Origin of the sequence: Xanthomonas sp. LF06-19 (assembly GCF_034105425.1) — a bacterium.
In the GTDB taxonomy this organism is placed as follows: domain Bacteria; phylum Pseudomonadota; class Gammaproteobacteria; order Xanthomonadales; family Xanthomonadaceae; genus Xanthomonas_A; species Xanthomonas_A sontii.
On sequence record NZ_JAXGGH010000002.1, the window covers coordinates 516,472 to 538,934 of the forward strand.

The following is a 22,463-nucleotide window of genomic DNA, read 5'->3' on the forward strand; positions in this document are numbered from 1 at the left end:
ATGGCTCCGGTAAGTGGCCGCGGCGCGGATCAGAAGCTGTACTTGGTGGTGAACTGCAGGCGGGTGATGTCGCCCGTGGCGCCGCTTTCGATCTCGCGCTTGCCGTACATCAGCTCGGCGCCGATATCGACCTTGGGCAACGGCGAGTAGAAGACGTTGCCGCGGATGCTCTGCACGCTTTTGGTCACGGCCAGGCCGGTGCGCGCGGTGTCGTTGTCGTAGTCGCTGCGCGCGTAGATCAGGTTGGTGCGCAGCTTGGGCGAGAACGCGTGGCGCCAGCCGACGTAGCCGGCGACCACCCCGACCGTGTCCAGATCGCGGTCGGCGGCGTCGTACACCGCGTTCTGGGCGATACCCAGGCCGATGTAGCGGCCGATGCCTTCGCCGCCGGTGAGCTGGTAGAACAGGCTGTCGCTGTCGCTGGCCACCCACTTGCCGCCCAGGGTCAGGCCGCCGGAGGCCTTGCTGGCATCGGCGCCGGTGGCGCGGTTGTCGACCTTCTGCTGGCCGACCACGCCGGCCACGCCGAAGCTGCCCCAGTCGCCCTTCCAGCCGTAGCGCACGGTCAGGTCCGGCAGCGCGCCGCGGTCGGAACTGGCGGTGCTGACCACGCCGGCCACGCTGCGCGTGTACAGCGTGGTTTCCGGATTCTCCAGGGCGATGCTGAAGCCGCCGTTGGTGTAGCGCAGCTGCGCCTGGCGCACGAACACCACGCCGTCGGTGGGGCCGATGAAGTCGGCCGCTTCCGGCAGCGCCGCCGGGTCCATGAAGTTGGACCAGGTCTGGCCGGCCAGCCAGTGGTTCCAGTACATGTAGGCATGGCGCAGGGTGGCGCCGTAGGTGTTGGTGGCGGTCTGGGTGCCCAGCGCGTTGCCGAAAAAGTCCAGTTCCACCAGCGCGCCGGCCTTGTTGCCGCCTTCGGTGACGCTGTCCACGCCGAAGTTGATCCGCGAGAACTTGGCATGCGCGTTGTAGTCGGTGCCGGACTTGGCCCCGCCCACCGGGGTCTGCCCGGGCAGGTACAGCGCGCGGCCGGTGGCGTCGTCGGCGAGCTGGCCGTCGCCGGTGCGGGTGGCCAGGAAGTCGGCCTTGATGAAGCCGCCGACCTTGAAGGTGGTGCCGGGCGTGGCCCCCGGGGTGATGGTGGTGACCTGGATCGGCGCCTTGCCGGCCGGCGGTGCCGGGGGTGGCGGCGGCGGCGCGGCCTGGGTCGAGCGGACCGCGGCGACCTCGGTCTGGGTCTGCGCGATCTGTCCCTGCTGCTGTTGCTGCGCCGACAGCAGTTGCTGCACCTGCCGTTCCAGCTCGGCCACGCGGGTCTCCAGCGCCTGTTCGCGCGCCGAGGGTTTGCCTTGGGCGAAGGCCGCGCCGGGCGCGACCAGGGCCACCAACAGCGCGGCCGCCAACGGGCGACGCGCCAAGGATGCGATGCGGTTGCTCATTACTCCCTCCCGAATAATGGATGGCCGCACGCATGCGCACGGCCGTAGCCCAGCGTGCGCGACCGCACCGGCCGCGCCTATTGGCCATTAGTCGAACGTCGGCTGAGTTACGACCATCGTCTAAGACCCGGCGCGTGTGCGCTTAACGCCGGATGCGGCACACTGCGCGTTGACGCGCCGCCGCATGCGGCGCCCCGTTCATTGCAGAGGGAACCATGGCCGATCTCTATCCCGTCGATCCGCAGTTCGCCGCCCGTGCGCGGGTCGACAAGACCCAGTACCAGACCCAGTACAAGGAATCGGTGGAACAGCCGGAGGCGTTCTGGGGCAAGGTGGCCGAGCGCCTGGACTGGTTCAAGAAGCCGACCCGGATCAAGGACGTCAGCTTCGCCCTGGACGATTTCCGTATCCGCTGGTTCGACGACGGCGAACTCAACGCCAGCGTCAACTGCCTGGACCGGCAGCTGGCCACCCGCGGCGACAAGACCGCGCTGCTGTTCGAGCCGGACAGCCCGGACGCGCCGTCCTACCGCGTCACCTATCGCGAGCTGTACGAGCGCGTGTGCCGGCTCGGCAACGCGCTGCGCGCGCTGGGCGTGCGCAAGGGCGACCGCGTCACCATCTACCTGCCGATGATCCCAGACGCGGCAGTGGCGATGCTGGCCTGCGCGCGCATCGGCGCGATCCACTCGGTGGTGTTCGGCGGCTTCGCGCCCAACTCGATCGCCGATCGGGTGATCGACTGCGGCAGCAAGCTGATCATCACCGCCGACGAAGGCCTGCGCGGCGGCAAGAAGATCCCGCTCAAGGCCAACGTGGACGCGGCGCTGAAGCTGCCGGGCACCACCAGCGTGGAGACCGTGCTGGTGGTGCGCCACACCGGCGGCGCGGTGGACATGCAGGCCCCGCGCGACCGCTGGTTCCACGACGTGGTCGACAGCCAGCCGGCCGAATGCGAGCCCGAGCGCATGAATGCCGAGGATCCGCTGTTCATCCTCTACACCTCCGGCTCCACCGGCAAGCCCAAGGGCGTGCTGCACACCACCGCCGGCTACCTGCTGTACGCGGCCTACACCCACGAGACCGTGTTCGACCTGCGCGAGGACGACATCTACTGGTGCACCGCCGACGTGGGCTGGGTCACCGGCCACAGCTACATCGTCTACGGGCCGCTGGCCAACGGCGCCACCGCGCTGATGTTCGAGGGCGTGCCCAACTACCCGAGCGTGTCGCGCTTCTGGGAAGTCATCGACAAGCACCAGGTGACGATCTTCTACACCGCCCCGACCGCGATCCGCGCGCTGATGCGCGAGGGCGAGGCGCCGGTGAAGAAGACCTCGCGCACGAGCCTGCGCCTGCTCGGCAGCGTCGGCGAGCCGATCAATCCCGAAGCCTGGCGCTGGTACTACGACGTGGTCGGCGACGGCCGCTGCCCGATCGTGGACACCTGGTGGCAGACCGAGACCGGCGGCATCCTGATCACCCCGCTGGCCGGCGCCATCGACCTCAAGCCCGGCTCGGCGACGCTGCCGTTCTTCGGCGTGCAGCCGGCGCTGGTCAGCGCCGACGGCGAGATTCTGGAAGGCGCCACCGAGGGCAACCTGGTGCTGCGCGATTCCTGGCCGGGGCAGATGCGCACCGTCTATGGCGACCACCAGCGCTTCATCGACACCTATTTCCGCACCTACCCGGGCAGCTATTTCACCGGCGACGGCTGCCGCCGCGATGCCGACGGCTACTACTGGATCACCGGCCGCGTCGACGACGTCATCAACGTCTCCGGCCACCGCATCGGCACCGCCGAAGTGGAGAGCGCGCTGGTTTCCCACCCCAAGGTCGCCGAAGCGGCGGTGGTCGGCTTCCCGCACGACATCAAGGGCCAGGGCATCTACGCCTACGTGACCCTGGTTGCCGAGGAGCAACCGAGCGAGGCCCTGCACAAGGAACTGGTGGCCTGGGTACGCAAGGAGATCGGCCCGATCGCCGCGCCGGACCACCTGCAGTGGGCGCCGGGCCTGCCCAAGACCCGCTCGGGCAAGATCATGCGCCGCATCCTGCGCAAGATCGCCGAGAACGCCCCCGACCAGCTCGGCGACACCTCGACCCTGGCCGATCCGTCGGTGGTGGATTCGTTGGTGAACGAACGACTCACGCGCTGACGCGCGTCGGGAATGGGGAATCGAGAATGGGGAATGGGAAAAGCCGTTCCCCGTCGCTTCGCCATCTTGGGCACCCGACGTTCCGCTTTTGCCGTTCCCATTCCCCACTCCCGATTCCCCATTCCCGGCCCCACCCATGCCCACCCTGCTGATCGCCGACGACCATCCCCTGTTCCGCGAGGCGCTGCGTGGGGCGGTGCAGCGGGTGATGCCCGGGGTGCAGTTGTACGAGGCTGACAGCGTCGAGGCGCTGTACGCGCTGGCCGATCGCCATGCCGATGCCGATCTGCTGCTGATGGATCTCAACATGCCCGGCGCGCAGGGCTTCAGCGCGCTGGTGCACATGCGCGCGCTGCATCCGCAGTTGCCGGTGGTGGTGGTGTCCGCGCGCGAGGAGCCGACGGTGATGCGGCGCGCGCTGGACCACGGCGCGTTCGGCTTCATTCCCAAGTCGGCCGACTCGGACACCATCGGCCTGGCGCTGGGCACGGTGCTGGACGGCGAGCACTGGGCGCCGCCGGAAGCGCACAACGTGCCGCCCACCGACCGCGCCGAACGCGAGGTCGGGCAGCGCCTACGCGAACTGACGCCGCAGCAGTTCCGGGTGCTGCAGATGCTCGGCGCCGGCAGCCTCAACAAGCAGATCGCCTACGACCTGGGCGTGTCCGAAGCCACCATCAAGGCGCACGTCACCGCGATCCTGCGCAAGCTCGGCGTCACCAACCGCACCCAGGCGGTGCTGCTGGCCGGCAAGCTGGCCATCGACAGCGACGCCATCGTGCTGCCGCCGGAAGAGGACTGAGCCGCGGCGACGCCTGGCGAAGGCGCAAGCGGTGCGGATGCGGCGCGTGCGCGCACGTTGGCCTTGCGCACGCGGCACGCTGGGCGCCTCCTTGTGGGAGGGACTTCAGTCCCGACGTGCTGAACGCTGAGCGCCAGTCGCACTCTTCGGCGCGACGGAAGCCACCCCACGCGGCGGCGATGCGTCGATTGCTGCATCCGGGAAATGAGGACGCGTCCGTGGCGCTGTCCTGAAGTGGCGCACACATTCGCACCTCACGCTCTATGGCTGAGTGCCACGGCGAGAGCCACATGCGCAGGGAGTGGGCATCCTCGACCTATCACGCACACACGCGTGCCGTACCGCCGCAGAGCCACCGTCGATATAGCCGCAGCTATCAAGATAAGCTGCAGGTTCGCGTGCGTTCCAGGGATGTTCGCCGCAGTTGGGCGCTGTTAGACTGCGCGTCCCCTTGGGGAGTAGCCTGCTGTCCGCCCTGCGCGGACAGCGCCCGTATCAACAGACTCGGCCGATGCGCCGTGGTACGGGCAGCCAGTTCGGTTGGCGAGACCAGCGGCGAGTGCGCAAGGCGAAGGCCGGGCGCGCGCGCTCGTCGTTGTCGCCTGTCCCGGTACGGTCCCCCATGTCGTTTCTTTCGATTCTCCTGCTCGGCATCGCCATGTCGACCGACGCGTTCGCCGCCGCCGTCGGCAAGGGCGCGGCGATGCAACGCCCACGCTGGGCCGACGCGCTGCGTGCCGGCCTGATCTTCGGCTGCATCGAGGCACTGACCCCGGCGCTGGGCTGGGTACTCGGCCAGGCCGCGTCCAAGTACGTGGTCGCCTTCGACCACTGGATCGCCTTCGGCCTGCTCGGCGCACTGGGCGTGCACATGATCGTCGCCGGCCTCAAGCCGGAGTCCGACACGCCCGAGGAGGCCGCGCCCAAGCGCCACGGCTTCTGGAACCTGGCCGCCACCGGCTTTGCCACCAGCATCGACGCGATGGCGGTCGGCGTCGGCCTGGCCTTCCTCGACGTGAACATCGTCGAGGTCGCGGCGATCATCGGCCTGTGCACGCTGACCATGGTCACCCTGGGCATCATGCTCGGCCGCGCGCTCGGCGCGCTCGCCGGCAAGCGCGCGGAGATCGTCGGCGGCGCGCTGCTGATCGCGATCGGCAGCACCATCCTGTTCGAGCATCTGCATGGTGCAGGTTGATCGACGGGGCGCTGGTGCGGCCGGGATTGGGGATTCAGGATTGGGGATGTGCGGCGACGTGCGCGCCCATCCCACACTGACGGCGCCTTGGGTCAGGCCGGCTTGGCGGTGAATTCGAGATAGGTGGACAGGATGTACTTGTCGCCGCTGCACGGCGGTAGCCACGCGTGCAGGAACATCCAGTACGGCGGAAAGATCAGCAGGCGCTCCGGCGTAGTACCAGGCATCGAGCGTGAGCATGCTTCATTGGCGAGTCCACGCCGCCGCCAGTGCAATGGCATTGCGCCGCGCCCCCCATGGAATTGGGTGGCGCGGCGCAATCAACATTCATCAGTTCTGCGGGAAGAATCCATAAATCGTCGTTACGCCACCAGAGTCCGCGAAACTTTCGACGAAGCTGGCAACATCGCCTTTCATTGACGCTTCCGCCTGCGCCCTCGCAGGAACGGCTCTGACATCCGAATCCCGCTCGACACCCCCATCGATCAAGTCATTGAAAGAGGTGACCGGAAGATTCTTGATCGTGTAGTAGTGGTCGACAAGGAGATAGCCACCAGGTGTCTGCGTGTACTTCTCGATCTGGACTTGATTGCCGACCTTGACCGGCCCCCAACCGTTACTGCTTGCTGCGGATGCGTAGGCACTAAGCGCGATCTTCACGTAGCCCAGCACGGCGTCCGTATTTTTCGCCACAGCGCAGTCGGCGCATTGAATGAAGATTTCATCGACCCTGTCGGTGACGACGGTGGCGCTTGCGCCGAACGATGCGGCGGACAGAACTACTCCCAACAGACCATATGCAAATTTCATGAGCTAAATCCTTGCCGTTGAAATTAAAGAAAGTACCGAGGAAATCCCCACAAGCAAAAAGCAGACAACAAAACACCACGCCTGGAATCGGCGCCCCATCAAGGGGCGCCAACGCCATTTCCCTTACAACAAACCCTTACGCATTAGAACTTGTACGTAGCACGCATCCAGTAGTAGCGGCCGAGCGTGTCGTAGGTGCTCACGTCGGTGTTCGCGTTCAACACGTTGTTCTGGTACATCATCGGCGGCTGCTTGTTGGTCAGGTTGTCCACGCCCAGATCCAGGCGCAGGTTGGCCCCGGCCATGTCGTAGCCCACCTGCAGCGCGTGGTACATGTAGCTGCCGTAGTTCAGCACCACACCCTTGTCATGCCCGTCGGCGGACATGTTCTGGCTCAGGTCGCCGCTGCCGACCTGCATCTTGCCGACCCAGCGGGTGGTCCAGCTCGCATCCCAGTTGCCCAGCTTCCAGCCGAACAGCGCATGCGCGCGCCAATGCGCGTAGTTGCCATAGGACGAGTTGTAGCGCCCGGCCATGTGCACCACCGTGTCTCCGGTGTCGATGTCGTAGCGGTGCAGGTAGGTGCTGTCCACGGTCACGGTGAACTTGCCGTAGTCGGTAGCGGGCAGCGCGTAGCTCGCGCCGAGGTCGATGCCCTGGGTGTTGAGCTTGCCGATGTTGACCACCGGCGTCTGGATGTGGTCGATGTTGCCGGCGCTTGGGGTGCCGGCGGCGTAGCGGTGGAGGTAGCTGCAGTACGGGCTGTTGTCATCGTTGTAGCAGAGGTCGGCTACGGTCTGCGCGGAGATCGGCTGGATCAGGTCGTCGAGCTTGACCTTCCACCAGTCGAGGTTGACCGACAGGCCCGGTACGTACTCGGGGCTGTACACCAGGCCGTAGTCGAACGAGGTGCCCTTCTCCGGCTTGAGCTGGTAGCCCACGTAGGTGGCGCCGGACTTGATCGCGTTGGTCTGCGACAGGCCTGTGCCGCTCCAGCCGGCCGGCACACCGGCGCAGGCAGTGGCGTGGCCGCTGCCGCTGTAGCCGACGCAGGGGTCGATGAAGTTCGGCGCGTCGGCGGTCGGGCCCTGGTAGATGTCGGTGATGGTCGGCGCGCGGAACACCTGCGCCGCCGTGCCGCGCACCAGCAGGTCGTGGATCGGCCGCCACTCCACCTGGAACGAGGCGCTGTTATTGCCCGAGCGCACGCTGCTGTAGTCGGAGTAGCGGTCGCTCAGGGTCAGGTTGAGCGCGCCGATCGGCGAGGACTGCTCCAGCACCGGCATGAACAGCTGTGCATAGGCCTCCTTGACGTTGAAGCTGCCGCTCAGCGGAGAAGCACAGGCTTCGGAGGAAACCGCGCAAGTGTTGTCGCTGTTGATCAGCGCGTTGGCCGACACGCTGGAACTCAGGCTCTCCTTGCGGTACAGCGCACCGACTGCCAGCTGCGCGGCACCGGCCGGCATCTCCCACAGACTGCCGTTGGCGCTAGCTTCCCACTGCCGCATGATGGTGGTGGTTTCCTGGCGCGGAATCGATTCGTTGCTGTTCAGCCAGGCGACCGTGGCCGGGCTGCCCTGATCCAGGATGTTGACCTGCCCACTGTTGATCGCGTTCTGCAACGCGGCGTAATCGACGTAGCCGTGGCTCCAGTTGCGCTGGCGGTAGTGGCCGTAGTTGAAGTTGGCGTCCCACACCCAGCTACTGTCGCCGATGCCGCCCTTCAGGCCGATCACATCCTGATCGGTGGCCGTGTCGTAGAAGCCTTCGCGCTGGCCGAGCGAGGTGAAGCGCGTCTGATACTCGTAGCCGTTGGGGCCGAACTCCACGCCGAACGGGTTGTACGGATTGTTGGCGGCGACGGTGATGCCGTCGTTCTGCGCGTCGAGCGGCAGCGGCGCGATCGCGAAGTTGGACATGGTGTGGTTGTGGTAGGCGTTGACGTACGCCTGCATCGAGTCGGTGATGTTGAAGCTGCCGAGCACGAAGCCACCGACGCGCTGTTGCGGCGTCAGCAGCAGGTTCTGTGCCTCGTAGTTGTACGAATCAGCCGAGGAGCTGTAGCACTTGTAGCCGCCGTTGCCGTTGCCGGTCAGCGCGCCATCGGGCTTGCAACCGTTGGCCGCCAGAGTCGCTGCCGGCAGCTTGTAGTAGCCGGTCGGGGTCCGTGCGGAACCGCCCTTGTAGACGCTGCCGCTGGACAGGTACATCGCGTACTTGGAGAACGCGCGGTTGGCGGTGGAGACTTCCTTCTGCTTGTTGTAGTCCAGGCCGACCACCACGTTGCCGCGGTCCCAGGTCTTGCCGAAGGTGAAGCTGCCGCCCTGGCGCGCGCCGTCGCCGCGGCTGGTCTGGCCGTAGTTGGCGGAGACTTCGCCGCCTTCGAAGTTCTTGCGCAGGATGAAGTTGACCACGCCGCCGATGGCGTCGGAGCCGTACATCGCCGAGGCGCCGACCTTCAGCACTTCGACATGGTCGATCATGTTGGCCGGGATCGAGTTGACGTCGTTGTTCTGGATGCGGTGGCCGTCGATCAGGATCAGCGTGCGCTCGTCGCCGAGGCCGCGCAGCGAGATGGTCGAGGCGCCGTCGCCGCCGCCGTTGTTGACCTGCGGGTTGGTCGCGGCGCCGGCGATGCCGGGCAGCGCCTGCAGCAGATCGCCCAGGGTCTGCTTGCCGCTCTGCTGGATCTGCTGGCGATCGACCACGGCGACCGGGCTGGCGGTCTCCACATCCACGCGGCGCACCAGCGAACCGGTGACGGTGAGCTTGTCCAGGGTCACCGGCGCGTCGCCGGACGCGGACGCCGCCGGCGTGGCGCTCTGCGCATAGAGCGTGGCGGGAAGCGTCGCCATGGCCAGGCAAACGGCGTGAGCGAGTCTGTTCTTTGCTACGGACATCGGGAAGACCTCATGTGATGTGCGACAAGCGCCGGCTGCACGCAGGCGCGAACCATCCCGGGCGCGGAAACGCGCGGCGGGTGAAATGGATGCCTCGGGCCAGCGGTCCATTACAGGACCGTCAGGCACTTGTTAGTTTTTTATAAGAAGGGTGTTGTTTCGGTGTGCCAACGTGCGCCATCCCCTGACAAAAACACCGCTTCAAGCGCGGTACAGCGCACGCTGCGTTTTTGCCGTTCAACCAGCAGACGGGAACGGTTCAGACAACACGCAACGCTCAGTCGACGCGGTAGTCCCAGCGTCGCAGGAACGGCTGCAGCACCGGCAGTACCGGTGCGAAGGCGTTGCGATAGGCGTGCCAGCGGTCCAGGGCCTTGCGGTTGATGCCCTCCACCACCTGCGCGTAGCTGGGCGTGCTGATGAAGCCCTTGGCGCGCGCGTGGCGCTGGAAGTCCAGCAGCCGCTCCGGCTGCTGCAGCTGCAGGAACTGCCCCAGACGCGCCACCTGCGCCTGCGGATCGGCCACCAGGTCCTCGTAGCGCAACTCCAGCGTGCGTGGCTGCAGCAGGGCGGCGTGGTAGAGCCAGAACTCCATCGCGTCGGCATAGCCGCGCGCCAGCCGCGGCAGGCTGGCACACAGCAGGGCGAATGCCGGCGAGCGGAACGCCTGCATGTAGCAGCTCAGCAGCACGTCGCAGGGATGGCGCAGCGCCAGGATCACCGGCGCCTCCGGGAACAGGCGCCGGATCAGCGGCAGGCGCAGCAGGTTCAACGGGTTCTTGTCGACCAGGCGCTGGCCCGGCTGCAGCTGCACCACCCCGCGCACCGCCTGCCAGTACTCGGCGCGCAGCGCGTCACAGGCGGCATCGTCGAGCTCGCCCAGTCCGTCCGGCCAGGCCACGCCGCGCGCCTCCAGGCGGTCGGCCAGTCCCTGCAGGAACGGCCGCTCGTCCATCGCCACCAACTGCGGGTGGGCGTCGAGCATCTGTTCCAGCAAGGTGGTGCCCGAGCGCGGGAAGCCGACCACGAAGATCGGCGAGTCGGCCATGGCCGGCGCGGTCACCGGCCACGCCGCGGCATGGCGTGCCGGATCCCAGCGGGCCTGCGCGACCGGCAATGGCGGTGCGTCCGCCGCCGCCAGCTCCGGCACCAGCGCGGCCAGGCCCTCGACCTGGCCGGCATGGCCCTGCGCGCAGGCATGCAGCGCTTCGTCGTGAAGGCCGAGGCGGTCGCAGACCCGCGCCAGCGCGAAGAACAGGTTGCTCTGTTTGCGCCGGTCGACCGCACTGCCATCGGCCAACAGCCCGCGCAGCAGCGCATGCGCCTGCTGCCAGTGGCCCTCGCGCATGGCCAGCACCGCCAGCGCATTGCTGGCGTCCTGGCGCACGTCCGGGTCATCGATGCGCTCCGGCGGCGGCAGCTGCGCGGCGGCCTCGCGCGCCTGCGGCAGGCGGTTGGCGCGCTCGAGCACCAGCACCAGCCGCGACCAGGCCCGCGCCGGCTGCGCCATCGGCCCCTTGGCACAGGCGCGCAGCAGGTCGCCGGCCGTGTCGGTCTCGCCGCCCTGCGACAACAGCCAGGCCAGTTCCACGGTGGTGTCCGGATCCAGCGGCGGCCACTGCCGCCAGTCGGCGATCAGCGCCTGCACGCGCTGGAAGTCGCCGCACTCATGGCAGGCCATCGCCGCGTGCACGCACAGCGGCGGCGCCTGCGGCGCCAGCGCGTGGGCATCGAGCAGGTGTTCGCGGGCCGCGGCGTAATCGCCGGCGTCCATCGCCAGCAGGCCGAGGTTGTGGTGCGGCAGCGGATCGTCCGGCGCCAGCGCGCGGGCGCGCAGATAGGCCTCGCCGGCCGGGCCGGGGTCGCCGGCCTCGCGCAGCGCCGTGCCGAGGTTGTTCCAGTGCGCCACCTCGTGCGGCTCGCGCTCGGCCAGCCTGCGGTACACGGCGGCGGCCGGCGCCGGCTGGCCCTGCATCTGCAGGCTCATCGCCAGCAGACTGCTGGCCAGGACATCGTCGGGGCGCTGCCGCAGGTAGGCGCGGGCGCCGCGTTCGAGGGTCTGCGCCTGGCCGGCCTCCAGCGCCGCCAGCAGGTCCGGGAGCGGGGGGATCGCGGCGTCGTCCAGGGAGGTCATGCGCAGGCGGGTCGTGGGCGGCCCTCCACCTTAGCCGCCCGCCCGCGCCGTGCGCCATGCCGGTCGCGCCGACGGCTGCCACACAACCCATACATTGCCGTTACGAAGGCGCGCGACCGCTCCTAGATCGGGTCGTGGTAGGCGGTGAGGAAGGCGCGCAGCGAGGCCGGCTTGACCGGCTTGGTCAGCAGCCGGTAGCCGCGCTCGCGGGCCTGCAGCTTCAGTTCGTCGCGGCCGTCGGCGGTGAGCAGCGCGCCGGCCACCGGTCCGGGCATCGCCGCGCGCAGCGCATCCAGGGTCTCCAGGCCGTCGAGCCGGTCGTGCAGGTGGTAATCGACCAGCATCACGTGCGGCGCGCACGCGGCCTGCGCCAGCGCCTCGTCGACGGTGCTGGCGCAGATCACCTCCACCTGCCAACGGCCGAGCAGCGCGCGCATGCCGTCGAGGATTTCCTGATCGTTGTCCACACACAGCACGCGCAGCCCGGCCAGCGAGTCGGCCGCGGCCGCTGCGCGTGGCGCGCGTTGCAGCGCCTGCGGCGGTGGCGCCGCCCGCGGCACGGTGATGGAGAACATGCTGCCGTGGCCGACGCGGCTGCGCGCATCCAGGTCGTGGCCGAGCAGGCGCGAGATGCGCTGGCAGATCGACAGGCCCAGGCCCAGCCCCTGCTCGCCCCAGTCGAACGGCTGCTGGTAGCGCTGGAACTCGTCGAAGATCTGCTGCATGTGGTGCGGCGGAATGCCGGGGCCGGTGTCCCAGACCTGCAGTTCCAGCGCCGCGCCGCGGCGGCGCATGCCCAGCACGATGCGGCCCTGGCGGGTGTAGCGCAGCGCGTTGGCGAGGAAGTTCTGCAGCACCCGGCGCAGCAGCCGGCGATCGCTGCGCACCCACAGCGGCCGCGCGTACACGTGCAGGCGCAGGCCGCGGCCGGCGGCGATCGGGCTGTACTGCGCGGCCAGTTCGCGCAGCAGCAGGCCGGCATCGACGTCCTCGATGGTCGGGCGCAGGCCGCCGGCATCCAGCCGCGACACGTCGAGCAGGCCGTCGAGCAGTTCCTCGGCCGCGCGCAGCGAGGCGTCCACGCGCTCGGCCAGATGCCGCTGCTCCTCGTTCTGGTGCGCATCGCGCAGGGCCGAGGCGAACAGGCGTGCGGCGTTGAGCGGCTGCAGCACGTCGTGGCTGATCGCGGCCAGGAAGCGGGTCTTGGATTGCTGCGCCAGTTCGGCCTCGCGCGAGCGCTCGGCCACGCGCTGCTCCAGGGTCTCGTTGGCTTCGAGCAGCGCCTGCTCGGCGCGCTTGTAGTCGGTGATGTCGTTGTAGCTGGTGACGTAGCCGCCGCCGGGCAGCGGCTGGCCGCGCATCTCGATCACCTTGCCGTCGCTGCGGGTGCGTTCGAACACGTGCGGGGTGCCGGCGCGCATGTGCGCGATGCGGCGGGCGATCTGATCCTCCACCTGGCCGCCGCCGAGTTCGCCGCGCTCGGCGTTGTAGCGGATCAGGTCGGCGACCGGCCGGCCGACGTAGAGCATGCCGTCGGGATAGCCGAACATCTGCTGGTAGCGGCGGTTCCATGCGGTCAGGCGCATCGCCGGATCCACCACGCTGACCCCGGCGCTGATGTTCTCCAGCGTGGTGGACAGGATCTCGCGGTTGAAGCGCAGCTCCTGCCCGGCCTCGTCGAGCACCGCCACCACCTCGCCCAGGTCCATGCCCGAGCCGCGCAACAGGCTGGTCAGCACCAGACGCGCGGAGGCCGCGCCGATCGAGGCGGCAAGCAGGCGTTCGGTGAACTGCACCCAGACGCGGTCGGCCACCGCAGTGGGCTGCGGTTCGCGGCCGAGCAGTTGCGCCTGTTCGGCGAAGGCGCGGCGGGCATGGCGCTCGCCGACCATGCGCTCGGCCAGCGCCTGCAGATCGACCACGCGCACCTGCCCGAGCCAGTCGCCGGCCACCGCCGGGCGCTGCGAGTACGGCTCCAGGAACGGCGCGGCGCGCAGGCGCTCGTCCAGGCCCGGTCGCCAGCGCGCCGACACCAGCATCATCGTGCCGACGTTGACCAGCAGCGACCAGAACGTGCCGTGCGCCAGCGGATCCCAGCCGCTCATGCCGAACAACTGCTGCGGGCGCAGCCAGGAGATGCCGAACGGCCCATCCAGCAGCCAGGCCGGCGCCAGCCAGCCGGCCTGGGTCAGCGCCGGTAGCAGCAGCGTGTAAATCCAGGTGGCGAAGCCCAGCACCATGCCGGTCTCCACGCCCTTGCGGCTGGCGCCGCGCCAGTAAAGCCCGCCGATCACGCCCGGCGCGAACTGCGCCACTGCGGCGAAGGCCATCAGGCCGTAGGACGCCAGCGTCGTGTCGTTGCTGCTGCTGCGGTAATAGCCGTAGGCGATCAGCGCCAGCAGCAGGATCGCAAGGCGGCGGATCCACAGCACCTTCGAGGCCACGTCGGCACCGGCCGCCTGGTGCCCGCGGCGCCGCAGCAGCACCGGCATCACCAGGTCGTTGCTGATCATCGTCGCCAGCGCGATGCTGGAGACGATGACCATGCCGGTGGCGGCGGAGAACCCACCCACGTAGGCGACCAACGCCAGCGCGGTGCGGCTTTCGGCCAACGGCAGCGCCAGCACGATGCTGTCGTCGGCCACGTCGCCGCCGCCGAACAGGGCGATGCCGGCGGCGGCGATCGGCACCACCATCGCCGAGATCAGCACCAGGTACAGGCCGAACAGCCAGCGCGCCTTGCGGATGTCGCCAACGTCACTGCACTCCACCACCGCCACGTGGAACTGCCGCGGCAGGCACACCAGCGCCAGGAAGCTGAGCAGCGTCTGCGAGATGAAGCCCACCGGCGGGGTGTTCTGGAACAGCGTGCGTGCCGACGCCATCACCTGGCCGCCGTCGCGCACGGACAGCCACACGTAGGCGAACACGCCCACCGCCACCATCGCCAGCAGCTTCACCACCGACTCCAGCGCGATCGCCAGCATCATGCCGTGGTGGTGCTCGGTGGCATCGACCTGGCGGGTGCCGAACAGCGTGGCGAACAGCGCCATGCCCAAGGCCACGTACAGCGCCGGATCGGCATAGAACGGCGCACCGGCGCTGGACTGGCCGCTGAGCACCTGCAGGCTCATCGCCACCGCCTTGTACTGCAGCGCCAGGTACGGCACCACGCCGACCAGCGCGATCACCGCCACCAGCGCGGCCAGGCGCCGCGAGCGGCCGTAGCGCGAGGAAATGAAATCGGCGATGGACACGGTGTTCTCGCTACGCGCGATCAGCGCCAGGCGCTCGACGATGCGCCAGCCGAACAGCAGCATCAGCAGTGGACCCAGGTAGATCGGCAGGTAGCCGGCGCCGTTGCGCACCGCGCTGCCGACCGCGCCGTAGAACGTCCACGACGAGCAGTACACGGCCAGCGCCAGGCTGTACACCGCCGGCCGCAGCCACGGCCGCTCCGGGTACAGCGGACGGCGATCGCCCCACCACGCCACCGCGAACAGCAGCGCCGCATAGCCGACCGACACCAGCAGCAGGATCCAACTGGAAACCAAAGGCGAGCCCCCACGACGATGCGTGCAGTCTAGAGGGTGGGATGCGTTTCGGCGTAGTCGGGAGTTCTGGACTCGCTGCGTCTCGCTTGGGCTGCGCGTGCACCGGGTTGGGCGCCGCGAGGCAGGTGAGGCGGCTGCGCCTACACGCAAGCGCTCTCCCCAACGGCGAGCACGGCGCTTCTCGCCTCTTTTCCTGCGCCCCCTTTGCACGCAGCCCAGTTAAGCAGAATCACCGCTCGGTAGCGGTGCGGCATCCAATGTCCGCGGCAGACGCAGGCATGCCGCTGGCTCTGCTTCTGCTTCTGCTGTTGATTTGTAGGGCCCTTTTAGCGCTGCAGCCACGGCAAGGCAGAGCTTTCGCCTTGCGGCGAGTTACTTTTCTTTGCTTGTGCAAAGAAAAGTAACCAAAAGAAAGCACACCCTGCCTCGCGCCCTCCGCGCTAACGCGCTCCGGGTCCGCGTCCAGCCCGGGGATCCGCGGAAGGGGCATCCTGCCCCTGCCGCGGACGGCGCACGTCCATGTGCGCCGCCCCTTCGGGGTTTTTCCCCACGCTGGCCGCCGCTTCGGAAGGGAACCCGATAAGGCAAAGGCAACAACCAAAGCAACCGCACCAGCAAGGGCAATCCAACCTGCAACCAGCCACAGCAGCCCCACCGGCGCTCGGGCTAAGATGCGCGCGGTGACCACCTGCGCCCGCTCCCGCTGATGTCCGGCATCCCGGCCGCCGTGCCGACGCCCCCGCCGTCGCTGCAACAGCAGACGCAGCGCCTGCTTACGCAGGTGCAGCAGGCGCAGTCGCGCCAGGCGCAGGCCGATGCGGATATCGAGCGGCATCTGCCGGCGGTGGAGCAGGCCGTGGCCGCGATCCGGCGCCGGTTCGCTGCGCACGCCAGGATCGCGGCGCGGGCGGCGGTACGGCGCGAGCGCCGCCGCGCCTGGGGACCGGCGCTGCTGCTGCGGCCGCTGCTGCCGGATTGGCGCTGGCGCGCGGCCTTGATCGGCATGCTGGTGCTGGTCCTGCCGTGGACGAGCGCACACTGGCTGGGCGAGACGCGCAGCTTCCTCGTCTGGTGGCGCCAGGTCGGCCTGCACGGCGATGGCGGCCTGCTGCTGCAAAGCCTGCTGCCCTCGCTGCTGGCGTACGGTCTGCTGGTCGTCGCCGGCGCGCAGTTGCTGGCGTGGCACCACAGCCATGCCGAACGGCGCGCACTGCAGGCGTTCGCACGCCTGCCGCTGGCGCTGGTGCAGGTGGCCGATGCTGGGTCGCGCGATGCGGGGACGACGTATCCGGTGACCCGCGCGCCATGGCCGCAGCGCGCCCTGCACGGGCGCTGGTCCATTCCCGCCACACAGGGCGACCTGTCCGGTGCGCGGCTGCTGGCCTTGCACGACGGCAGCGAGGACCCGCGGCTGCAGGCGCTGATCGTGCTGCCCGATGCCCGCCATGCAGCGGCCCTGATCCTGCTCGACGCCGACCTGGCCGCCGACGCTCCGCCGTCGCTGCAATCGCTGGCGCTGGCACTGGCCGAAGACGCCGCCGTCGATGTCGCACCGATCGCCGCGCTGCACGACCACGTGCAGGCCTGGGAGGTCGCGCGCGGCCAGCAACGCGCGCTGCAGCAGCGGCTGCAGAGCCTGGATGCGGTGCAACGGCACTGGGCCGACGTCGCCCTGCCCGACGCCACGCTCGACCAGATCCTGAAACTGGTGGACCTGTTCGTGTCCGGGCGCCAGCCGGCACCGAAAGGCATGCTCCTGCACGGGCCGCCGGGCACCGGCAAGACCCTGATCGCGCGCAAGCTCGCGCGCCACGCCGGCTGCCATTTCGAGGCGCTCGGCGTGGCCGACCTGAAGGCCGCGCACGTCGGCCACACCGGCCCCAAGGTGCAGGCGATCTGGCAGCGCTGCCGCGCGCAGGCGCCGGCGATCCTGTTCATCGACGAGTGCGAAAGCGTGTTCGCGCGCCGCGGCGGCACCGACAGCGACAGCTTCGGCGCCGAACTGGTGCAGACCTTTCTTGCCGAATGGGACGGCTTCCATGCCGCGCACGGCCAGGTGCTGGTGATTGGCGCGACCAACCGCCCGGCGCTGCTGGACGATGCGATCCTGTCGCGCTTCACCGCCAGCATCGGCATCGGCCTGCCCGACGCCGCGGCGCGCGCGCGCATTCTCGGCGCCGAACTGCGGGGTGCCGGTTTCGCGCTGGAGCCGGACGCGCAGGCGATCGCCGACAGCACCGGCCTGTCCGGTCGCGACCTGCACACGCTGGTCGCGCGCGTCGCCGCCGAGTGCGTGGACGGCACGCTGGACAACGCCACCCTGCTCGCGCACCTGCGCGCGCTGCGCGGCAAAGGCTCCACTGCCGTCGCCACGCTCGGCTGGGACGACATCGTGCTGCCGGCGGCCACCGTCGAGGAGTTCGTCGGCCTGGGCAAGGAACTGCGCAATGCCGAGACCCTGGCCACGCTCGGCGTGCCGGTGCCGCGCGGGATCCTGATGGTCGGCCCGCCGGGCACCGGCAAGACCCAGGTCGCGCGGATTCTCGCCAGCCAGTCCGGGCTGGCCTTCATCGCCCTGAGCAGCGCCGACCTCAAGGCCGGCTACCTTGGGCAATCCGGCCAGCGCGTGCAGTCGGCGTTCGAGCGCGCGCGGACGCAGGCGCCGTGCATCGTGTTCGTCGACGAACTGGACATCGTCGCGCCGGCGCGCGGTGCCGACGGCGACGACGCCTTCACCCGCGAGATCGTCGGCCAACTGCTGCAGGAACTGGACGGCGTCGCCAGCCACGCGGGCCAGGTGTTCCTGCTGGCCGCCAGCAACCATGCCGCCGCGATCGACCCGGCATTGCTGTCGCGGCTGGATCGGCAGATCGTCATCGCCCTGCCCAACCACGCGGCGCGCGTCGCCATCGTCGCGCGCCTGCTGCGCGGCAAGCCCCTGGACCTCGACGCCGACGCCGCGGCGGCCTGGATCGCCGAGCGCAGCGAAGGCCAGTCCGGTCGCGACCTGCAGAACTGGATCAGCCGCGCGATGCGTCGCGCCGTTCGCCGCACCTTGCAGCACAGCGACGATGCGTCCGGCACGCGACTGCAGTGGGACGACCTGGTCGAGACGGCGAACGCGACGATGTAGACGCCTTGCGGGAAGATGCAAGCACGGGGTGCGGAACCAGGAGTGCCGGCTGGAGTCCCTGTGGGAGGGGCTTCAGCCCCGACGCCAGGATCCACACAGAACCCATTTGCCACGGCGCACATCTCAACAACAGCGCAAGACCCCGTACAGAAGCGCTGACGTCCACACGACGCCCACGCTGGCATCATGCGGGCGACCCCACGGGACCGCAGCGCGTGACTCACATCCCCTCATCCCCGCCGCAACGCGCCGAAGCCATCGTCGTGATGGGCGTGTCCGGCAGCGGCAAGACCAGCGTCGCCCAGGCGCTGGCGGCCCACTACGGACTCACCTTCCTGGACGCCGACGACTTCCACAGCGCCGCCGCCAAGGCGCAGATGGCGCACGGCATTCCGCTCAGCGACGCGCAGCGCGCACCCTGGGTCGCGGCCCTGGCGCAGCGCCTGCGCGCATCGGTCGATGCCGGGCAGAGTGTCGTGCTGGCCTTCTCCGGCCTGCGCAAGGCGCATCGGCAACAACTGCGCGAGACAGGCGTGCCAATGCGTTTCGTGTTCCTGCACGCGGCCGCGCATGTCATCGCCGAACGCCTGGCCGCGCGGCATGGCCACTTCATGCCACCGGCGCTGCTGCAAAGCCAAGTCGACACGCTGGAACTGCCGCTGGACGAGGCAGACGTGATCTCGGTGGACGTGGACGCACCGTTCCCCACAGTCGTGGCCGATGCCATCGCGCAACTGGATGCAAGCGCCGCGATCGCCTAGCGTGTGCCTTGTCGGCATACCCTCAGCCATGCGTCCGTTTGTGGCGGTGGTGACGCAGGTTGCCCACCGTAGGAACGGCGTCAGCCGCGACGAACGAAGCGAAGGTCCCTGAGGAAATGCGTTCGTCTCCGGGCCAAAGCGCCTTCCGTCACGACCGCATTGCGACCTTTCACTCGTGACGGCGGGCGAGGCGCCGACCCTCTTGCAGCGTGTAGTGCGACGATGCCTACAAGCGCCACGCTACCCACGCCGCCTCACCCGCCCCACCACGAAGCGCGACACGTTCGGCTCGTCGGGCACATGCCAGCGCCACGGCGCGTCCATCGCCTTGCTGATGCCGATCCTTGTGGTGACGACCGGCGTGGTCGGCGGCGGCGTCCCATCCTGCCCCAGCCACAGGTGCGACCGCCGCGTGGTCAGGTCCAGCCCGTTGTCCGCACCCGTAACACCCAGCGCCTTGGCCAGGCGCCCCGGCCCACGGGTGAGATCGGCGGCGCGCGCGGCACCGCGTGCCGACTGCATCGCCTCGATCCCGGCCACAGGCGCCAAGGCGCGGATCAGCACCGCATGCCCCGGCGCGCCACCGCATACCGCATTGAGCGCCCAATGCATGCCGTAGATGAAGTACACGTACAGATGCCCGGGCGGGCCGAACATCACCCGCGTGCGCGGGGTCATGCCGCGGAACGAGTGCGCCGCCGGATCCTCTGCACCACGGTAGGCCTCCACCTCGACAATGCGCCCGCAACGACCGTCGGCAGCGATGAGCAGCTTGTTCAACAGCTCCGGCGCCACCACGCGGGCATCGCGCGCATAGAACGCACGCGGCAAGGGCTTGGCGACAAGCAACTCCATGCGGTCAGTCTAAGCCCTGCAACGAGGTCGGGTCGTGAGCCACCACCGGTGCATCCGCATCTCCACGGTCTCAATCGAACACGCCATCTCGCCGACCGCACCGCATGCTGCAGCTTGTGGGAGGGACTTCAGTCCCGACGCATGGAGTCTCCAGGACCAGGATCATTGTCCTGGTCCCCCGATCGCGGCAGCGCATCGCGGTGAGCGGCGGCGGTCCTGTATCGAGGCATCAGCGCGGGTACAGAGCATGTTCGTCGCTGTGACGGCGACCAGGCCATGCCGCAGCCGCATCAGGGCACAGGGCACAGGGCACATCACATGCCCTGCCCGATTCTGCTCGAAGCAACGCCAAACGACGCCCGCATCCCCAACCTGCCCCACTCACTCCTGCGGAACGTTCAACTCCTTCAGCAATTGCGGCGCCGGATACACCTTGGCCATCAACCAGCGCAGATAGCGCATGTCCACATGGATGGCGCGTTTGTAGCGCGGGTCGTACCACCAGCTCGCGCTGACCGCCTCCCAGTTGCTGTCGAAGTTCAGCCCGATCAATTCGCCGCGCGCATTGAGCACCGGCGAGCCGGAGTTGCCGCCGGTGGTGTCCAGATTGGTCAGGAAGTTCACCGGCTGCGTCTTCGACTGCGGATCGACCGTGCTGCCGAAATCGCCCCTGGCGATCGCCGCCAACAGCGGCTTGGGCGCATCGAACGGCTCCTTGCCGGTGTTCTTCTCGACGATGCCGGCCACCGTTGTCAACGGCGCGAAGCTGACCGCATCGCGCGGCGCCAGCGGCTCGACGCGGCCATAGCTGATCCGCAGCGTGCTGTTGGCGTCCGGATACACCGCACGCCCCTGCTGCTTGCGCCAGGCGAACAGCGCACGCATGTAGGCCGGGCGCAACCGTAACTGCTCGCCCTCGCGCGCCTTGCGCTCGTCGTCCAGCCGCAGCTGCGCCGGCACCAGCGTGGCGGCCAGCGCCAGCAACGGATCGGCCGCAGGCGCCTTGCCCTCGCGCGCGGCGGCGAAGCGCGACAGGCGCTCGGCCTCGGTGCCCAGCGCCGTGCCGGCATAGGCCTTGTCCAGCACCGCCTGCAATTGCGCCGGGGTCCGCCCGAACGCCGCATCGAACTCCGGCACCCGCTGCGCCTCCGGCAGCTGCTGGTAGCGGGTCAGCAGCGTCGTCAGCAGTGCCTTCTCCACGGTGGGCGAATAACGACGCTGCACCTGCTTGAGCATGCCCTCGATCAGCGCCAGATCGCGCTGTTGATAGCCGCTCTCGCGCCGATCGTCCGGCTTGGCCGCCTCCAGTCGCAGCCGTTCCAGGGTCAGCGCCGAACGCAGCACCTGCGTCTGCGTGGCGATCAACCCCAGCAGCAGATCGCGCTCGCGCAGCGCCGAGGCCTGGCCGAGCAGCTTCTGCAGCGCCGCGATGTCGCGCGCGTCGGTGCCATGCGTGGCCGCGAGCATACCGCGCTCGTCCTCCGCGCGCAGCCGCACCGCATCGCTGCGCTGCAGCCCTTCCAATTCGCCGGCGGCCCGCTTGCGGTTGTTCTTCAGCGATTGCAGCTGCGAGGCGTAGCGCGTGCGCGCCTCCGCATCGGCCTTGCCCGCTGCCTCGATCACCCCGATCAACTGGTCCAGCACCGCCACCCGCTGCGGCAGCGTCGCCTCCACCTGCTCGGCGAACTCGGTCGCCGTGCGATGCCGGTAGGTGATGCCGGGGTAGCCGGCCAGCATCGCGAAATCGCCGGCCTTCAGCCCATCGGTGGCGATCTGCAGATGCGCTGGCGGCTGATAGGGCACGTTGTCGGCGCTGTAGTCCGCCGGCTTGCCGTCCTTGCCGACGTAAGCGCGCAGCAAGGTGAAATCACCGCTGTGCCGCGGCCACATGAAGTTGTCGATCTCGTCGCCGTAGTTGCCGATCGCCCGCGGCGGCGCATACACCAGGCGCACGTCACGCAGTTCCAGCTGGCGGATCCGGTAGAAATCGGTGCCGTAGTACATGTTGGCGACACTGCAACGCACCCCGGCCTCGCGCTCGCAATCGGCGACGATGCGCTTGCTCGCCGCATCCACCGCATCGTAATAGGCGCGCCCGGTCTTGCCCTTGGCCGGCCCCAGCACCTGCTCGGTAACCTTGTCGAAGCCCACGGTCACCAGCACCCGGAAATCCGGATTGGCCGCGCGCTCGTCGGCGCGGTCCCGCGCGATAAACCCGTTCTCAATCAGGTTCTCCTTCGCCGAGGTGTTGTACTGGATCACCCCGTAGGCGACATGGTGATTGGTCAACAGCAACCCATCCCCGGACACGAACGCCCCGGTCCCGCCTCCGACCTTCACCACCGCACTTAACGGCGGCTGCGTGACCTCGGCCAGAGCCTGCGGATCGCCCTGGAACCCGGCCTCGCGTAGCGGCTTGGCCAACTCCGGCAGCTGCGATGGCATCCACATGCCTTCGTCGGCGCGGGCGGTGGCGGTGGCGGTCAGGGCGAGGCTTAGTGTGAGAGAGGCTGCAAGGGAGTTGGGCAAGGGCATGCGGAAATCGAGGCAAAGAACGTAACCGCGACCTTAGCCGGCCAGTGCGATCGCAGCAACCAAGACGCCGATCCATTCATCGATGGAGGTGATCTTTACAAAGAAAGATGCAGAATGCTTTCGATAAAAAGAGCGCAGAGTCAACTTACTTCCTCTGACCGTATCCGTAGATGCCTTCTA

13 protein-coding genes are annotated in these 22,463 nt (G+C 68.8%); 5 read left to right on the forward strand and 8 right to left on the reverse strand.

The window, feature by feature from the left end; all coding sequences use genetic code 11:
- Positions 1 to 29: 29 nt before the first annotated feature.
- Positions 30 to 1,442 carry a DcaP family trimeric outer membrane transporter gene (locus tag SLW55_RS06300; protein WP_152239921.1) on the reverse strand — a complete coding sequence of 471 codons (1,413 nt, stop codon included), beginning with the start codon at positions 1,440 to 1,442 and terminating at the stop codon, positions 30 to 32.
- Positions 1,443 to 1,657: 215 nt separating this feature from the next.
- On the opposite strand from SLW55_RS06300, the gene acs reads away from it, so the two are divergent.
- The 3 genes from acs (at position 1,658) to mntP (ending at position 5,601) form a co-directional block, all read left to right on the forward strand.
- Positions 1,658 to 3,601, forward strand: a complete 1,944-nt coding sequence (gene acs, locus SLW55_RS06305; RefSeq protein ID WP_267126523.1) for an acetate--CoA ligase — start codon at positions 1,658 to 1,660, stop codon at positions 3,599 to 3,601.
- Positions 3,602 to 3,737: 136 nt separating this feature from the next.
- A complete protein-coding gene (locus tag SLW55_RS06310) occupies positions 3,738 to 4,403 on the forward strand; it encodes a response regulator transcription factor (RefSeq protein WP_010342764.1) in 666 nt (221 codons plus the stop codon).
- Positions 4,404 to 5,025: 622 nt separating this feature from the next.
- On the forward strand, positions 5,026 to 5,601 hold the full coding sequence (gene mntP, locus SLW55_RS06315) for a manganese efflux pump MntP (protein ID WP_017908356.1): 576 nt from the start codon (positions 5,026 to 5,028) through the stop codon (positions 5,599 to 5,601).
- A 92-nt stretch (positions 5,602 to 5,693) separates the two neighbouring features.
- On the opposite strand, the gene SLW55_RS06320 is transcribed toward mntP, so the two are convergent.
- The 5 genes from SLW55_RS06320 to SLW55_RS06340 all read right to left on the reverse strand — a co-directional run bounded on the left by SLW55_RS06320 (position 5,694) and on the right by SLW55_RS06340 (position 14,999).
- Positions 5,694 to 5,828, reverse strand: coding sequence for a hypothetical protein (locus SLW55_RS06320; protein WP_267126524.1), 135 nt, complete (start codon positions 5,826 to 5,828; stop codon positions 5,694 to 5,696).
- Positions 5,829 to 5,931: 103 nt separating this feature from the next.
- Positions 5,932 to 6,411 carry a hypothetical protein gene (locus tag SLW55_RS06325; RefSeq protein ID WP_150409502.1) on the reverse strand — a complete coding sequence of 160 codons (480 nt, stop codon included), beginning with the start codon at positions 6,409 to 6,411 and terminating at the stop codon, positions 5,932 to 5,934.
- Between the two features lie 143 nt (positions 6,412 to 6,554).
- Positions 6,555 to 9,266, reverse strand: a complete 2,712-nt coding sequence (locus tag SLW55_RS06330) for a TonB-dependent receptor (protein WP_267113592.1) — start codon at positions 9,264 to 9,266, stop codon at positions 6,555 to 6,557.
- A 322-nt stretch (positions 9,267 to 9,588) separates the two neighbouring features.
- Entirely contained in the window at positions 9,589 to 11,445 is a 1,857-nt protein-coding gene (locus SLW55_RS06335) for a sulfotransferase (RefSeq protein ID WP_320744827.1), read from the reverse strand.
- Positions 11,446 to 11,567: 122 nt separating this feature from the next.
- Positions 11,568 to 14,999, reverse strand: coding sequence for a PAS domain-containing hybrid sensor histidine kinase/response regulator (locus SLW55_RS06340; RefSeq protein WP_284467995.1), 3,432 nt, complete (start codon positions 14,997 to 14,999; stop codon positions 11,568 to 11,570).
- Positions 15,000 to 15,705: 706 nt separating this feature from the next.
- Here SLW55_RS06340 and SLW55_RS06345 point away from each other — a divergent pair.
- Positions 15,706 to 18,132, forward strand: coding sequence for an AAA family ATPase (locus SLW55_RS06345; protein ID WP_320744828.1), 2,427 nt, complete (start codon positions 15,706 to 15,708; stop codon positions 18,130 to 18,132).
- Positions 18,133 to 18,398: 266 nt separating this feature from the next.
- Entirely contained in the window at positions 18,399 to 18,893 is a 495-nt protein-coding gene (locus SLW55_RS06350; protein WP_152181504.1) for a gluconokinase, read from the forward strand.
- A 240-nt stretch (positions 18,894 to 19,133) separates the two neighbouring features.
- On the opposite strand, the gene SLW55_RS06355 is transcribed toward SLW55_RS06350, so the two are convergent.
- Positions 19,134 to 19,748 (reverse strand): DNA-3-methyladenine glycosylase, encoded by a 615-nt coding sequence (locus tag SLW55_RS06355; protein WP_320744829.1) that lies wholly within the window; start codon positions 19,746 to 19,748, stop codon positions 19,134 to 19,136.
- Positions 19,749 to 20,129: 381 nt separating this feature from the next.
- Positions 20,130 to 22,283: a S46 family peptidase gene (locus SLW55_RS06360; RefSeq protein ID WP_320744830.1), complete on the reverse strand. Its 2,154-nt coding sequence runs from the start codon at positions 22,281 to 22,283 to the stop codon at positions 20,130 to 20,132.
- Positions 22,284 to 22,463 lie beyond the last annotated feature (180 nt).

Coding starts and splice junctions, on each gene's coding strand:
- SLW55_RS06350 (WP_152181504.1), top strand. CDS start 18,399: ATGGGCGTGTCCGGCAGCGGCAAGACCAGCGTCGCCCAGGCGCTGGCG.
- SLW55_RS06330 (WP_267113592.1), bottom strand. CDS start 9,266: ATGGCGACGCTTCCCGCCACGCTCTATGCGCAGAGCGCCACGCCGGCG.
- mntP (WP_017908356.1), top strand. CDS start 5,026: ATGTCGTTTCTTTCGATTCTCCTGCTCGGCATCGCCATGTCGACCGAC.
- SLW55_RS06320 (WP_267126524.1), bottom strand. CDS start 5,828: ATGCCTGGTACTACGCCGGAGCGCCTGCTGATCTTTCCGCCGTACTGG.
- SLW55_RS06310 (WP_010342764.1), top strand. CDS start 3,738: ATGCCCACCCTGCTGATCGCCGACGACCATCCCCTGTTCCGCGAGGCG.
- SLW55_RS06300 (WP_152239921.1), bottom strand. CDS start 1,442: ATGAGCAACCGCATCGCATCCTTGGCGCGTCGCCCGTTGGCGGCCGCG.
- SLW55_RS06360 (WP_320744830.1), bottom strand. CDS start 22,283: ATGCCCTTGCCCAACTCCCTTGCAGCCTCTCTCACACTAAGCCTCGCC.
- SLW55_RS06325 (WP_150409502.1), bottom strand. CDS start 6,411: ATGAAATTTGCATATGGTCTGTTGGGAGTAGTTCTGTCCGCCGCATCG.
- SLW55_RS06355 (WP_320744829.1), bottom strand. CDS start 19,748: ATGGAGTTGCTTGTCGCCAAGCCCTTGCCGCGTGCGTTCTATGCGCGC.
- SLW55_RS06345 (WP_320744828.1), top strand. CDS start 15,706: ATGTCCGGCATCCCGGCCGCCGTGCCGACGCCCCCGCCGTCGCTGCAA.
- acs (WP_267126523.1), top strand. CDS start 1,658: ATGGCCGATCTCTATCCCGTCGATCCGCAGTTCGCCGCCCGTGCGCGG.
- SLW55_RS06335 (WP_320744827.1), bottom strand. CDS start 11,445: ATGACCTCCCTGGACGACGCCGCGATCCCCCCGCTCCCGGACCTGCTG.